Below are 13,251 nucleotides of genomic sequence, written 5' to 3'. Positions count from 1 at the left end.
AGATTTCATTATGGAATTTCGCATAATCAAATCCCCTTCTTCTGGAGCATTGGATATTTTGCTTCGACGCAAAGGGTCCGGCAAATCTTCCGTGCCTGACACGGTTGATGCGATAGGGCTTCTTCAGGGCAAAATGATCGATATGGTTGTTGCCGCTGATATCGCTGAAAAAGCTGTTGGCGTTGAAGTTGAAGATATTAAAGGCAACTGCCCGCAGAATATGATCTTGCTCGCCATTATGGGAGATACGGCTTCTGTTGAGTCTGCTATGGCAGAGATTAAACGTAAGCTAAAGGAAGGATACAACGCATGTTAGTTGCAAAACTTGTCGGTAGTGTCTGGTCGACCCGTAAGGCTGAATCTATGAGAGGACTCAAGCTTATGCTTGTGGAACTTTTGGGGGGAAGCCGCGCCGGAGAAAGCATGACGGTTGTAGATACCGTCGGTGCCGGAATCGGCGACAGAGTTATTGTGTGTACTGGCACACCGGCTAGTCGAATGCTTGATGATGTAAATGTTCCTGTAGACGCGGTGATCGTCGGCATCATTGATGAAGACTGTGAACTGCCAATATCTGGAGATACAAGTGAATCTGATTGAGCAAGTTAAAGAAGCCGGCGTTATTGGCGCTGGCGGTGCAGGATTTCCAACGCACGTAAAACTTTCTGCTACCGCAGAGTTTATTCTGCTTAACGGTGCAGAGTGTGAACCGCTGCTGCGTGTGGATCAGCAGTTGATGGAAATATATCCTGATGAAATTATTCTGGGTTTCCAAAGTGCTGGCAAGGCTGTCGGCGCTAAGAAAGCGTATTTGTGCATCAAGGATAAGCATAAAAAAGTTATTTCAATTTTGCAGGAACGTATTGAAGCGCTTAACGCTGCACCGTTCGTTGAAATAGCATTGCTTCCTGATGTGTACCCGGCAGGTGACGAACAGATTTTGGTGTACACCGTGACCGGACGCTCCGTGCCTGAAGCTGGTATCCCTCTTAATGTTGGTTGTGTTGTTGTTAACTCCGAGACGGCGTTAAACATCTACAACGCAGAAAAAGGTCTGCCGGTAACTGAAAAATTCATCACAGTTGCAGGGGATATCCCTAACCGAGTGACTGTTAAAGTTCCTGTTGGCACTCCAATTATGGACGTGCTTAAGCAGAGCGGTCTTGATTCATTTGACGACTACGCAGTTATCGACGGTGGTCCGATGATGGGACCTGTGATGACTGATCTTAGCGGGTTTGTCGGTAAAAAGCATAAGGGCTTTGTCATCCTTAAAAAGGATCATTCTCTTATCACCAAAAAGACCACGACTGTTGAGCAGGCTCGCCGCGTGAATATTTCTGCATGTGCCCAGTGTCGCATGTGTACAGATTTATGTCCCCGTTATCTTATCGGGCATAATGTTGAACCGCATAAATCTATGCGTATTCAAAACTACGGACTCGAAGGCGTCGAAGGGAAGAAACATGCTCAGCTTTGCTGCATGTGTAACCTTTGTGAATTGTTCTCTTGTCCTGCTGGCTTGCATCCTAAGCTCGCAAACGATGCGCTTAAGCGTGATCTTGCTGAGTTGAATATTCGTTACGAAGCAACCGGCGAAGAACCTACAGCCCGTCAGAACCGTGAGTACCGTCAGGTACCAAGTAAACGACTGACAGCACGGCTGGGACTAAGTGCTTATGACAAGCCTGCTCCAATGCAGGAAGTTGAATGCACACCGGAGACTGTTCGTATTTCAATTAATTCTCACGTGGGTGCACCTGCTGTGCCGACTGTTGCAGTAGGCGATACCGTCTTTGCTGGACAGTGTGTTGCCGCCATCGCGGATGGCAAGCTGGGCGCTCCGGCTCACTCAAGCATTGCAGGCACTGTTGTGGGAATTGAGAAAGATCATATCGCGATAAGAAGGGGCTGAGATGGGTAACGCAATCGGAATGGTTGAATTTACAAGTATTGCGAAGGGCATTTTCACCGTCGATCAGATGGTCAAAGTAGCTGAGGTCGAAGTTGTGGCCGCAGTTTCAACTTGTCCGGGTAAGTACTTCGTCATCATCACCGGTGACGTAGCTTCTGTAGAAAACTCCGTACAGGTCGGTGAAGAGCACGCCAAAGAATACTTGGTTGATTTTATTATGATTCCAAACGTATCTCAGGATATTTTCCCTGCTATTTCAGGCGCAACAATGCCTGAGCACATGGGTGCGATTGGTATTGTAGAGTCCTTCTCTATCTCCACAATGGTTATTGCTGCTGATGCAATACTCAAATCTGTGGACGTAGAGGCTATTGAGCTGCGCCTCGGAAATGGCTTGGGCGGCAAAGCATTCTTTACCTTTACAGGCGACGTTGCTGCGGTAAGCGCAGGTGTCGATCAGGCAAAGAAAGTTATGAAGTCTAAAGGATTACTGGTTAATGCAGAGGTCATTCCTTCGCCTTCTACAAAGCTGATACCTGCACTGCTTTAAGCGAACGTTAGTGATCTAGGTTGTTATAAGCGCAGAAACAGAGAAGGAGGTGTGAAGAAATGAAAAAAGTTATTTGTGCAAAGGACGTTGAGACCCTCATCGAACAAGGTAAATCAACACTGTATATCGATGCGAATACTATTTTGACCCCCTCTGCGAAAGATGCTGCAAAACTTGCTGAGATAGAAATTGTTGAAGGTGCACCACCGCAAGCACCGTGTGCAGCACCTGCTGCACCATCATGCGATGGAGCTATCAGCAGCGATCTTATCTACGCGGCATTAAAAGCACTATATGAACGCGGAATGCTGGACGAATTTTTAAAAGACATCGTGAGCAAGGGATATGTTTCTCAGGCTGTCGGTGGCGGAAAAATCGTTCGGGGAAACTCCGTAAAGATGGAACCGTTTGAAACCGGTACCCCCGGTGCAACTGCATGTTCTCAGGAAGTAATTGGCAAAAACGATGGTCAGATCCATTCCGGTTTTTTCGAAATTGATCAGTCCCGTTTTGAACAGGATTTTGCTTGTGAAGCCAATTTCCACCTGCTTGAAGGTGCATTGAACATTACCATCAACGGACAGACTGTATCAGCAGAAGCTGGTGATGTATTCTGCGTTCCTGCAGGAGCTAAAGTTATCTGGGAAGCTACAAACTACGCTCGTTTGTTCTACTCCAGATTTCCGCAGTCAAAAGGATAATCAATGAAGTCTCTTGGGTTAATAGAAACAAAAGGACTTCTTCCTGCCATTGAATGTGCAGATGTAATGCTCAAGTCTGCTGAAGTTCATCTTTTAGATAGAACGTATGTAGGCGGAGGGCTTGTCACTGTCACTGTTGCCGGTGATGTTTCTGCAGTACAAACTGCTGTTGATGCAGCAAAAGCTGCATTAGAACGGTTGGATAGCAGTGCTCTGCGTTCCAGCCATGTGATTCCGAGACCGGATGTGGAAGTAATCGACAATCTGTTCACTCCACCGCCTACCGGCGGTAATGAAGAGCCTGAACCGCCTGTTGACCCCATTGGTTCTGATGTTCCGGAATCGGAAGTAGTTCAGCAACCTATTGCAGAGACTGTAAGCAGGGAAAAAACAGAGGAAAGTGAAATTGTTGAATCCGATGCTGATAAATCTGAAAGCGACACTGCTGATGTGGTGGAGCAGGAAGAAGCAGAAGTAGATTCAACTGTAGAAGCAACACAGGAAATAACAGAGCCTGAGACAAAAGAAGAACCTACCAATTCTTCAAAAGTTTCTGAAAAACAGGAACTTGAACCCACTGTATCAGAACCTGTTGTAGCTCCTGTTGAGCAGATGCCGCTTGTCTCTGAACCCGAAAAGAAAGTCGTACCGGTTAAAACCAAAAATGCAACCATGAGCAAAAGTAATGTGGATGCATTGTGGGAAGAACAGGGTGCAGAGGGAGTAATTGGCGCATTAACGAAACTGACCTTGGCAAAGCTTAAGGTTCTGGCTCGTGAATATGCTGACCTTCCTATTGAATCGAAGAAACTTTCCAAAGTGAAAAAGCGCACACTGGTGGAAGTATTTAAGCGTTACTACGCTTCGTTGAATAAATGATGAGATGCTAGAGGAGCATAATTATGGACTACGATTTACAGTCCGTTCAGGAAGCACGAGATCTTGCCCAGCAGGGCAACATCGCTGCTGAGAAAATTGCAAGTTACACAGAAGAGTCTATTAATGCTATTCTTTGCTCCATGGTACAGGTTGCAAAAGAAAATGCAGTAAGACTTGCACGCATGGCAGTTGAAGAAACCGGCTTCGGTAACGTGCCTGATAAAACATACAAAAACCACATGGCATCGCAGGTGCTGTATGATTCTATCAAGTCACTCAAAACTGTTGGCGTAATCAATGAAGATAGAAGCCGCAAGGTTATCGAAATTGCTGAGCCTGTAGGTTTGGTTATGGGTATCACACCTTCAACTAACCCTACCTCTACTGCTATTTACAAAGCGATGATTGCTATTAAATCTCGCAACGCTATTGTTTTTGCACCGCACCCAGCTGCATGCAAGTGTACAATGGAAGCAGTTCGTCTCATGTGCGACGCAGCAGTTAGCGCAGGCGCTCCACAGGGAATTATCTCTTGTGTGTCCAAGCCTTCTATGCCTGCAACAAACGAATTGATGCACTCCTCTGAAGTAAAAATGATTATTGCTACAGGTGGTCCTGGCATGGTTAAAGCCGCATACAGCGCAGGTAAACCTGCTCTGGGTGTTGGTGCCGGTAACTCCCCTGCATACATCGAGCGTACTGCTAAAATCGAAAAGGCTGTTACCAACATCCTTGCAAGTAAAACCTTCGATTACGGTACAATCTGCGCTTCAGAACAGTCTATCATTGTTGAAGAATGCAACAGAGAAGCTGTTATTGCTGAGTTCAAAAAACAGGGTGCATACTTCATGTCTGCTGATGAGACAAAGAAAGTTTGCGCACTTCTGTTCAAGAACGGTCACGTAATGAATGCTAAATTTGTTGGTCGCGCACCACAGGTGATCGCTTCTGCTGCTGGTATCTCTATTCCAGAAGGCACTCGCGTACTCATCGGCGAACAGCAGGGCGTTGGTCTTGAATACCCATTGTCTTTCGAAAAGCTCACCACTGTTCTTGCATTCTACACAGTAAAAGACTGGCACGAAGCATGTAAGCTTAGCATCAAGCTTCTTCAGAACGGCATTGGTCACACCATGAGCCTGCACACTGAAGATGAAAATGTTGTTAAAGAATTCAGCATCAAGCCATCTTCCCGTATCCTTGTAAACACAGGTGGTACTCAGGGCGGTACTGGTATCAGCACCGGTCTTGCACCTGCATTTACTCTCGGTTGCGGTACATGGGGCGGTAGCTCTACTTCTGAAAACGTAACTCCAATGCACCTTATCAACAAAAAGAGCATTGCTTACGGGTTGCAGGATTGCAGCACAATTGCAGAAAATGATTTGACCTTCAATTACCCGGAACTGGCTCAGTACACTGGTAAACCACAGGTTGCATGCAGCACTCCTTCCGCAGGCGGTTGCTCTGACACAGGCAGCACAATTGAACACGATCACCTTGTAGATTTAGTTACATCGCTGGTTTCTGCTCTTCAGAAGGGTGCGTAGATGAGTAGTAGTTACGATGCAGTGTTGAAATTGTTGCTTGAAGCTGTTGAAAAAACAGTTGAAAAGCCCCAGGCACAAAAAAATGGTATTTCTGTAGGTATTTCTAACCGCCACCTGCACCTTTCACAGGAAGATGTGAATGCATTGTTTGGCGAAGGATACCAGCTGACTGTACTTAAAGAACTCTCCCAGCCAGGACAGTTTGGTTGCAAAGAAACTGTAACTATCTGCGGTCCTAAAGGGGCAATTGAAAAAGTTCGTGTGCTTGGACCTGTGCGTAGCAAAACACAGGTTGAAATTCTTGCTGGTGACTGCTTTAAACTTGGTGTTAAAGCTCCTGCAAGATTATCTGGAGATCTGGATGGAACTCCGGGTGCTACACTTATCGGTCCGAAAGGATCTGTTCAGTTAAAAGAGGGGCTGATTGTTGCTCAGCGTCATATCCACATGCACACAAGCGATGCATTGGTACATGGCGTAAAAGATGGGCAGATGGTCGGCATTGAACTCGACGGGGTTCGTGGCGGTGTTTTTCGCAACGTAGCAATCCGTGTCACCGATGATTCCGCACTGGAACTTCACGTAGACATGGAAGAAGCAAACGCAATGAGTCTTACATCAGCGTCCGTCGTTGAAATAGCAAATTAATATTGGAATAGGAGAATAAGATGTCTAAGCATGATGCATTAGGAATGATCGAAACTAAAGGCCTCGTTGGCGCTATCGAAGCAAGTGACGCAATGGTTAAAGCTGCTAACGTTACTCTTCTTGGTAAAGAGCACATCGGTAGCGGTCTCGTAACTGTAATGGTTCGCGGCGACGTTGGTGCTGTTAAAGCTGCAACTGATGCTGGTGCTGCTGCTGCACAGCGTGTTGGTGAAGTTATTTCCGTACACGTTATCCCTCGTCCGCATGCAGACGTTGAGTGCATCCTTCCTGAAAACAAGGAAGCTTAATTAATAAGTAAATAACAAAACGTGCAAACAAAACTGGTTTGCACGTTTTGTTTAACCACATGCTCGTAGCGTTTGGTGTTTGAATTGTTCAACGTACGTTTGCTAACGGCAGAATAAGCGCACAAACCTCAAAATTTTGAAGTTAGGCTGCCATAACGAGTTTGAACATTCTGTAAATCTGAGAGAGGGCCTTGTATGATTTACACGCTGCTCACCTGCTACGACGATTCCGCATACTGACGGAGTGTGCGGGAATGCTCGCGATGTGGTCGTGGTCATGATGTGTGTTGCCTTTGGGGGGCAACTAAATTAAGAAACTTAACTGAGAAAAGGTTCTTATTTATGAGTCAAGTAGTTTTAGGCAGAGAAGCTATTATAGCAAAGAAAAAGCTTGATGCGAGCTTTCGTACAAAAGGTATTTGCATCGCGCTGCTTTCAGCTGTTGTTTATGGTCTTTACACAGCATTTCTTACCCTTGGTATGTCTAAAGGGGTTTGGGCTGACTGGTATGGTGCAAACACCGCAGGATTAACTGCATTTGTAATTACATATTTCCTTGGTGCTGTTGGTTCTGCATTGAACGACAGTTTTAGTGCTGTGTGGGCACTTTCCCTTGCTGCAACACGCGGTCGTCTTGGTGACTTCTTCCGCTGCCTTAAAACTAAACCTGGTTTAGTTATGGTTACCGCTGCTCTTATCGGTGGTCCTATCGCTACTACTGCGTATGTTGTAGGTCTCCAGCTTGCTGGTTCTATTGTTGTACCTATTGCTGCTCTTTGTCCTGCTATCGGCGCTATTCTTGGTCGAGTTCTGTTCAAACAGGAACTGAACGCTCGCATGATGCTCGGTATCGCAATTTGTTTCCTCGCTAGCTTCATGATTGCAAGCACAAGCCTTGGTGGCGAAGCTCCTGATGGTCAGTTCCTCGGTATTTGTATCGCATTTATCGCGGCTCTCGGTTGGGGCTTTGAAGGTTGTGTTTGTGGTTACGGCACATCCATGATCGACTCTGAAATTGCTATCACAATTCGTCAGACTACCTCTGCTCTTTCTACACTTTTCATCTTTATCCCAGTAATGGCGGTAATGTCTGGTAGCTTCGATTCCCTTCACCTCGTAACTGAAGCACTCTTCTGCAGCGACTCTATCATCTGGTTCGCAGTTAGTGGTCTTTGTGCTTACCTCACCTTTATGTTCTGGTACCAGGGCAACGGTATGTGCGGTGCAGCACTCGGTATGTCTTGTAACGGCACATTCTCTTTCTGGGGACCATTCGGTTGTTGGATTATCCTCGGTATCATCTTCGGTATCGACGGTTGGTCCATGCCTCCAATCGCATGGGCAGCTGCTGTTCTTATGATCGTGGGTATCTTCACTGTAGCAATGAACCCGCTTGAGTTGTTCAAAAAGAAAGAAGAGGTGTAAGATGAAGCCACTTAACTATGCAATGTTGAAGTACTTTACTAAAGTTGAAGATGCTTGCGTTGATGATGTTATGGACGCACTCAAAAGCGAATACGGTCATTTCAAAGCATTTAAAAGACCTTCTATGCTTTCCGCTATTATGACAGCAGAAGCAAACGGTCTCTTAGAAGAAACTCGTTTTGAAATGGGTTCTGACAATGAGCTTAAAGTATACTACCGTGCGCACGAAGAAGGTGCTGCTACCATTAATTACTACATCAAAGACTAGTGCCGTTCTTCGGCATTGGTAGCATGTATTTGTAACTAATGCTTCTTTCCCCCTGCTGAGATGAGCGTCTCATCAGGGGGATTTTTTTGTGCGGGTGCTTAAAGCAACAGCTTTGTTTTGGTAATGCAAAAGTGTAGATAAGACTGCAACATGTGTGGGTCTTGAACTTTTGTGGTAATTATATATCATCAAAAAGTGTTTTTGTGTGTGGATTGTTGATTCGTCGTTGCCCACCGGAGGCAGTAACGATGAAAGCGAGTATCCGATAGGTATAGTTTTCTATTTGTGTATTGTGCAGGCGCGTCGCAACGACCTTGAAGATATTTTCGTTGCTTTTGCTGTTTGGCATGGTGGATGTATCTGTCTGATGGCTGGTTTCAAGATTAACAACCCGACATACAAGATTTGAGCTATGTCCCGTTAAGATACTTTGTTTTATTTGCGCTGTGTGTAAGCGGAGGGTGGTTGTGAAATCCAAAAGTAGTTATTCAATAGGAGAAGTCAGTAAGATTTGCGGCTTGTCAAAAAAGGCTCTGCGCCATTACGATAAAATTGGCATAATTAAACCAGACAGATCCTGCGGCAATAATTATAGATACTATTCCAGAGCGTCATTGTTGGCTGTTCCTGTTATCAAATATTATAAGCAGATGGGCTTTAAGCTCTCAGAAATGAAAGATGTTATCGAGAGAGGGGACTACCGAACCTTAAGAGAATCTTTCAAATCTAAGCTTAAAGAGTTGCGTGAAGTAGAAGAGGCTGTTTTTCGAAACTACACCTCAGTGAAAGACTGGTACGATCTGGTGTTGGAAGCAGAATCTGTTTTGCTTTACAAAGTACAGAATGTTTCAGTGAAGTTTGTTGAGGATGGATCGTATTGTTTTTACGATCAGGACTTTGAGTATGATTACCGTGCCTCCATCATTAATATAGAGTTCACCAATTATATTGAATCCATCGACAACGAGATTACCGGGCCTGTCATTATCCGATTCCCTGATTATGAAGAAAAAATGAAGGGAAATTGCCAACACGCAACTGTGCTTCAGAAAACTCTCAAAAAGTGTGACCCTGAAAAAGAGGCGCACTTTGGTGGGAGAATGATGGTCTCTGCGTACCACATAGGCGACCATGAGAACATTAATCAGACCTATGAAAGGATTGCTCAATGGGCTGAAGAGCATAATCATACCTTAGGTCCTGAAGTCTATGAACGGTATGTTGTGGACTATTGGAGTATTCAGGAACGTGAAAAATTTGTAACTGAAATTCTTATGAATATTTCTGAACCGAAAAAGTAGAAGTGACTTCGACCTGAATGTGTACCCAGTAGTATTATGTGCCGATGATGTTACTAGGGTAGTAGCTGACTGTAGTTTTGCAAAAAATGTCTATTGTGGGAAAAGGCATGGCGAATAGATGATAGTATGTCAGCGATTATTGAAAGTAATACTATGGTAATGAGTTGGGAATACCGTTAGATAAGAAAAGCTTTTACAAGAAAAGTAAGAGCTTTTTTTGTGTCTATGACGTAGCTGCATCTTATTATATGAATAATATATTGACAGAATTGTGATATATCTTCTAAGAGCCATACTTTAGGTGTATAGCGTTTTATAATTTTTTGGAAGGATTGAGAACTGATGGATATCGTAAAAAGAATCGCATCTGGTAGTTTAGTACTACAGATTGTGATGGGCATTTGTTTCGGCGTTATCGTAGCAATGATTGCTCCGGATGCCGCTAAATCAGTAAGCGTACTGGGTAACTTGTTTGTTAAAGCACTTAAGGCGGTGGCACCAATTCTTGTGTTTGTCATTGTTGCATCGTCTATTGCAAACCAGAAAAAAGGTGCGCACACAAACATGCGTGCTATTGTTACTCTGTACCTTGTGGGTACCTTTATGGCAGCATTAGTTGCTGTTGTAATGAGCTTTGTCGCTCCAACCACTCTCACCCTTGTTGCAACAGATACTGGTGCAACTCCTCCAAGCGGCATTGGCGAAGTTATCAATACTCTGCTCTTCAAAATTGTTGATAACCCAATTGATGCTCTTGCCAGTGGTAACTTTATTGGCATCCTCGCATGGGCTATCGCTCTGGGCTTCTTCTTCCAGCATGCGGGCGAAAGCACCAAGTCCGTACTGAGCGATGTTGCTGACGGCGTTTCCATGATCGTTAAGCTTGTTATCCGTTTTGCACCACTCGGTATTTTCGGTCTTGTTGCTAATACCGTAGCAACTACCGGTTTTGAAGCTCTTGCCGGATACAGCCATTTGATTTTAGTTCTGCTTACATCCATGGGTATTATTGCTCTTGTTGTAAACCCTGCAATTGTTTGGTTCAAAACAAAGCAGAACCCGTACCCGCTTGTGTTCACTTGCCTGAAAGGCAGTGGTATCACCGCATTCTTCACCCGTAGTTCCGCTGCTAACATTCCTGTAAACATGGAACTCTGTAAGCGTCTGAATCTTCACGAAGATACATACTCTGTGTCTATCCCGCTTGGCGCGACAGTAAACATGGGCGGTGCTGCGATTACGATTACCGTAATGACACTTGCAGCTGTTCATACCCTCGGTATTCAGGTTGATATTGCGACAGCATTGTTGCTGAGCCTTATCGCTTCCATTTCTGCATGTGGTGCTTCCGGTGTAGCTGGTGGCTCTTTGCTCCTTATTCCTCTGGCATGTAGCCTCTTTGGTGTACCGAATGATATCTCCATGCAGGTTGTAGCTGCTGGCTTTATTATCGGCGTAATTCAGGACTCCGCAGAAACCGCTCTTAACAGCTCTACAGATGTTCTGTTTACCGCTGCTGCTGATATTGCAGCTTCTCCTGAAAAAGCAGTGAAAGCTACCGCAACAGTATCGTAATTCTGAGTGTTCAAATGACCCCGCAGTCTATTTTGTGGTAATTTGAATACGTAAGAATAGCTATTTTGTTTGTAAGGCCGCACAGTATTGTGCGGTCTTTTTTGTGCCTTGCATGCAATTTCTACGAAAAAAGTCGTATTTGACAATAGTGAAAAAGTTGCATTGCATATCGTTATTTTTATGTTGTTATCTCTGTTGTATTTCTGCTGGATCGTGTGTGTTGGAGTAGGTCGGGAATAACGGGCGGGTGTTGCTGTTTGATGGCGAAGATGCAAATCGTTGCCAACGGCTGGCACTTAGTTCGAACCTGTGTGAAGAATTATCTTTCAAATGGGGTGAGCATGAAAGTGGAAGACAGGTTTATTGTGACTGTTTTGCTGCGGGCTAAGCAAGACAAGGTAATGGATTTGCGACAGTATACTCAGCAGCTTGCAGAAAATTGCAGGCATCATGAAGGGCTTTTGCTGCATACTATGCATCAGGATCAACTAAACCCGACAGTGTTTTTTGTGTATGAGCATTTTGCTTCAGAAAAGGCGTTTCAGGAGCATCTTAACAGCGACGCGTTTAAAAATGTTCAAAGTGAGTTGAGTGAATTTCTCAACGGCAAACCGGAAATTCAAACGTGGTCTATGTCGAAACAGATGGGCTGTTTTGGCGAGTGATTTTCTAGAAATTTCTGTGCAAGCGGTAAAGAAAAAGCTCTCGCAACTAGTTGCGAGAGCTTTTTTGTGTTGAAAGGAAAGGATAGCCAGTTATTTTTTAAGCGCTTTACCAGCTTTCCATGCATGCCCCACACACCGACCAACTTCCCAGTAACGGTTGTCCGGCATGGTCAGCACAAACGGTTTAATTTTAGAAATGTCCGGCACGCCGTCGGTCATATATCTTTCTTCGCACCATGTGCCCACAATTTCACCAATGAACAGAGTATTCGTTGGCAGAGAGACTGTTTCGTATAGCTTGCACTCTAAAGAAAGGGGACATTCCTTGATAAGCGGTGCATCTTTCAGCTCTCCGTAAAATCGATCAAAAAGCTCTGATTTATCGACGCGTTTATTGGAAACAAGTCCAACATAATCTGTAATGTTCACCATTTCTGTAGATGGAAAATTGATGCTGAACTGACCGGTTTCTGTGATAGCCTGATGCGTTGCGTGTCCTTTATGTACACCGATACCAATAAGGGGCGGTGAGTAGTTCACGCGGGTAACCCAGCCTAAAGCCATGTAGTTTGGACGCCCTTCTATGTGTGTCCCTAAAATGGCTTGAGGCATAGGAAGAGTGAATCCTTGTGGGCCTATATTGACTTTTTCCATCTAAACGCTCCTTGTGATGTATTTCGTATGCAGAATACTGTGCACAAGCATTGAATGCATCAGAGGGAAGGCGGAACATAACAGCAATCATCTGTGTTAATTGTCGGAATGGTCACTACGATAAAAGTCGCAGTCTTGTTTAACTAACTATTTTTCTAAGGATAATGATGCCAGACCTTCCCGCAGGGCGTACAGCGTAGCTTGTACGCGGTTGGCAAGGTGAAGCTTGGAAAGAATGTTTGTCATATGGGTGCGTACTGTAGCTTCACTGACAAAAACTTCTTCCGCAATGATCTTATTGCTTTTTCCTTGAGCTACAAGGCGCAGAATATCAACTTCGCGAGGAGTAAGCGGTTCAGGCGTTGGGGTTTCCGGTTTATCCGGCAGTGATATTTCAGCCAAAAGTTTGCGGGCAATATCCGGTGCGAGTGAAGGCTCTCCCTTGTGCACTTTACGGATTGCTTTAAGCAGATCTTCTGGTGCAGAATCTTTTAATAAATATCCCATTGCACCGGATTTAATGGCTGGAAACACTTTATCATCTGTCGCAAAACTGGTGAGAACGATAATATTTCCGCGTAATTTGCGATCGCGGATTGCTTGAATAGCCTGAATCCCGTCCATAACGGGCATGACCATATCCATAAGGATAATGTCCGGAGCAAGTTCTGCTGCCAGTTTAACCGCCTGTTGTCCATTTGCTGCTTCGCCTGCTATTTCAATATCATCATATCCAGAAAGAAAGCCTCGTAACCCCATGCGGACAATGTCATGGTCATCAACAAGTAAAACACGAATAGGTGCTGCCATAA

At 44.8% G+C, this 13,251-nt stretch carries 15 protein-coding genes and 1 pseudogene; 14 read left to right on the top strand and 2 right to left on the bottom strand.

Annotated elements, in window-relative coordinates; genetic code table 11:
* Positions 1-10: 10 nt before the first annotated feature.
* The 14 genes and pseudogenes from N4A56_RS10615 (at position 11) to N4A56_RS10550 (ending at position 11,785) form a co-directional block, all read left to right on the top strand.
* Positions 11-316 (top strand): BMC domain-containing protein, encoded by a 306-nt coding sequence (locus tag N4A56_RS10615; RefSeq protein WP_293669911.1) that lies wholly within the window; start codon positions 11-13, stop codon positions 314-316.
* Positions 310-600: a EutN/CcmL family microcompartment protein gene (locus tag N4A56_RS10610; RefSeq protein WP_293669910.1), complete on the top strand. Its 291-nt coding sequence runs from the start codon at positions 310-312 to the stop codon at positions 598-600. Before N4A56_RS10615 ends, N4A56_RS10610 begins: the two co-directional genes overlap by 7 nt.
* Complete coding sequence (locus tag N4A56_RS10605; protein WP_293669909.1) at positions 587-1,915, top strand: 4Fe-4S dicluster domain-containing protein; 1,329 nt, start codon at positions 587-589, stop codon at positions 1,913-1,915. Before N4A56_RS10610 ends, N4A56_RS10605 begins: the two co-directional genes overlap by 14 nt.
* 1 nt (position 1,916) lies before the next feature.
* Complete coding sequence (locus N4A56_RS10600; protein WP_293669907.1) at positions 1,917-2,465, top strand: BMC domain-containing protein; 549 nt, start codon at positions 1,917-1,919, stop codon at positions 2,463-2,465.
* Positions 2,466-2,524: 59 nt separating this feature from the next.
* Positions 2,525-3,166: a cupin domain-containing protein gene (locus N4A56_RS10595; RefSeq protein WP_295547151.1), complete on the top strand. Its 642-nt coding sequence runs from the start codon at positions 2,525-2,527 to the stop codon at positions 3,164-3,166.
* A 3-nt stretch (positions 3,167-3,169) separates the two neighbouring features.
* Positions 3,170-3,424, top strand: a pseudogene (locus tag N4A56_RS10590) (BMC domain-containing protein); the annotation flags it as partial.
* Between the two features lie 644 nt (positions 3,425-4,068).
* Positions 4,069-5,595 carry an acetaldehyde dehydrogenase (acetylating) gene (locus tag N4A56_RS10585; protein ID WP_293669903.1) on the top strand — a complete coding sequence of 509 codons (1,527 nt, stop codon included), beginning with the start codon at positions 4,069-4,071 and terminating at the stop codon, positions 5,593-5,595.
* A complete protein-coding gene (locus N4A56_RS10580) occupies positions 5,596-6,243 on the top strand; it encodes a phosphate propanoyltransferase (RefSeq protein WP_293669902.1) in 648 nt (215 codons plus the stop codon).
* A 20-nt stretch (positions 6,244-6,263) separates the two neighbouring features.
* Positions 6,264-6,551 (top strand): ethanolamine utilization microcompartment protein EutM, encoded by a 288-nt coding sequence (gene eutM / locus N4A56_RS10575; protein WP_293669900.1) that lies wholly within the window; start codon positions 6,264-6,266, stop codon positions 6,549-6,551.
* A gap of 342 nt (positions 6,552-6,893) precedes the next feature.
* Positions 6,894-7,976 (top strand): hypothetical protein, encoded by a 1,083-nt coding sequence (locus N4A56_RS10570; RefSeq protein ID WP_293669898.1) that lies wholly within the window; start codon positions 6,894-6,896, stop codon positions 7,974-7,976.
* Position 7,977: 1 nt separating this feature from the next.
* A complete protein-coding gene (locus N4A56_RS10565; protein ID WP_293669897.1) occupies positions 7,978-8,244 on the top strand; it encodes a hypothetical protein in 267 nt (88 codons plus the stop codon).
* 467 nt (positions 8,245-8,711) lie between these two features.
* A complete protein-coding gene (locus tag N4A56_RS10560) occupies positions 8,712-9,545 on the top strand; it encodes a MerR family transcriptional regulator (protein ID WP_295547146.1) in 834 nt (277 codons plus the stop codon).
* A 342-nt stretch (positions 9,546-9,887) separates the two neighbouring features.
* Positions 9,888-11,120: a serine/threonine transporter SstT gene (gene sstT, locus N4A56_RS10555; protein ID WP_295547144.1), complete on the top strand. Its 1,233-nt coding sequence runs from the start codon at positions 9,888-9,890 to the stop codon at positions 11,118-11,120.
* A gap of 260 nt (positions 11,121-11,380) precedes the next feature.
* Positions 11,381-11,785 carry a putative quinol monooxygenase gene (locus N4A56_RS10550; protein ID WP_295547142.1) on the top strand — a complete coding sequence of 135 codons (405 nt, stop codon included), beginning with the start codon at positions 11,381-11,383 and terminating at the stop codon, positions 11,783-11,785.
* 90 nt (positions 11,786-11,875) lie between these two features.
* Here N4A56_RS10550 and N4A56_RS10545 read toward each other — a convergent pair whose 3' ends face one another.
* Positions 11,876-12,439: a flavin reductase family protein gene (locus tag N4A56_RS10545; protein WP_295547140.1), complete on the bottom strand. Its 564-nt coding sequence runs from the start codon at positions 12,437-12,439 to the stop codon at positions 11,876-11,878.
* A 147-nt stretch (positions 12,440-12,586) separates the two neighbouring features.
* On the bottom strand, positions 12,587-13,249 hold the full coding sequence (locus N4A56_RS10540) for a response regulator transcription factor (RefSeq protein ID WP_295547138.1): 663 nt from the start codon (positions 13,247-13,249) through the stop codon (positions 12,587-12,589).
* Between the last annotated feature and the right edge of the window lie 2 nt (positions 13,250-13,251).

Origin of the sequence: Halodesulfovibrio sp. (genome assembly GCF_025210605.1) — a bacterium.
GTDB lineage: Bacteria > Desulfobacterota > Desulfovibrionia > Desulfovibrionales > Desulfovibrionaceae > Halodesulfovibrio.
The sequence above is the reverse complement of the archived record's forward strand: the minus strand, read 5'-3'. Positions and strand labels throughout refer to the sequence as shown.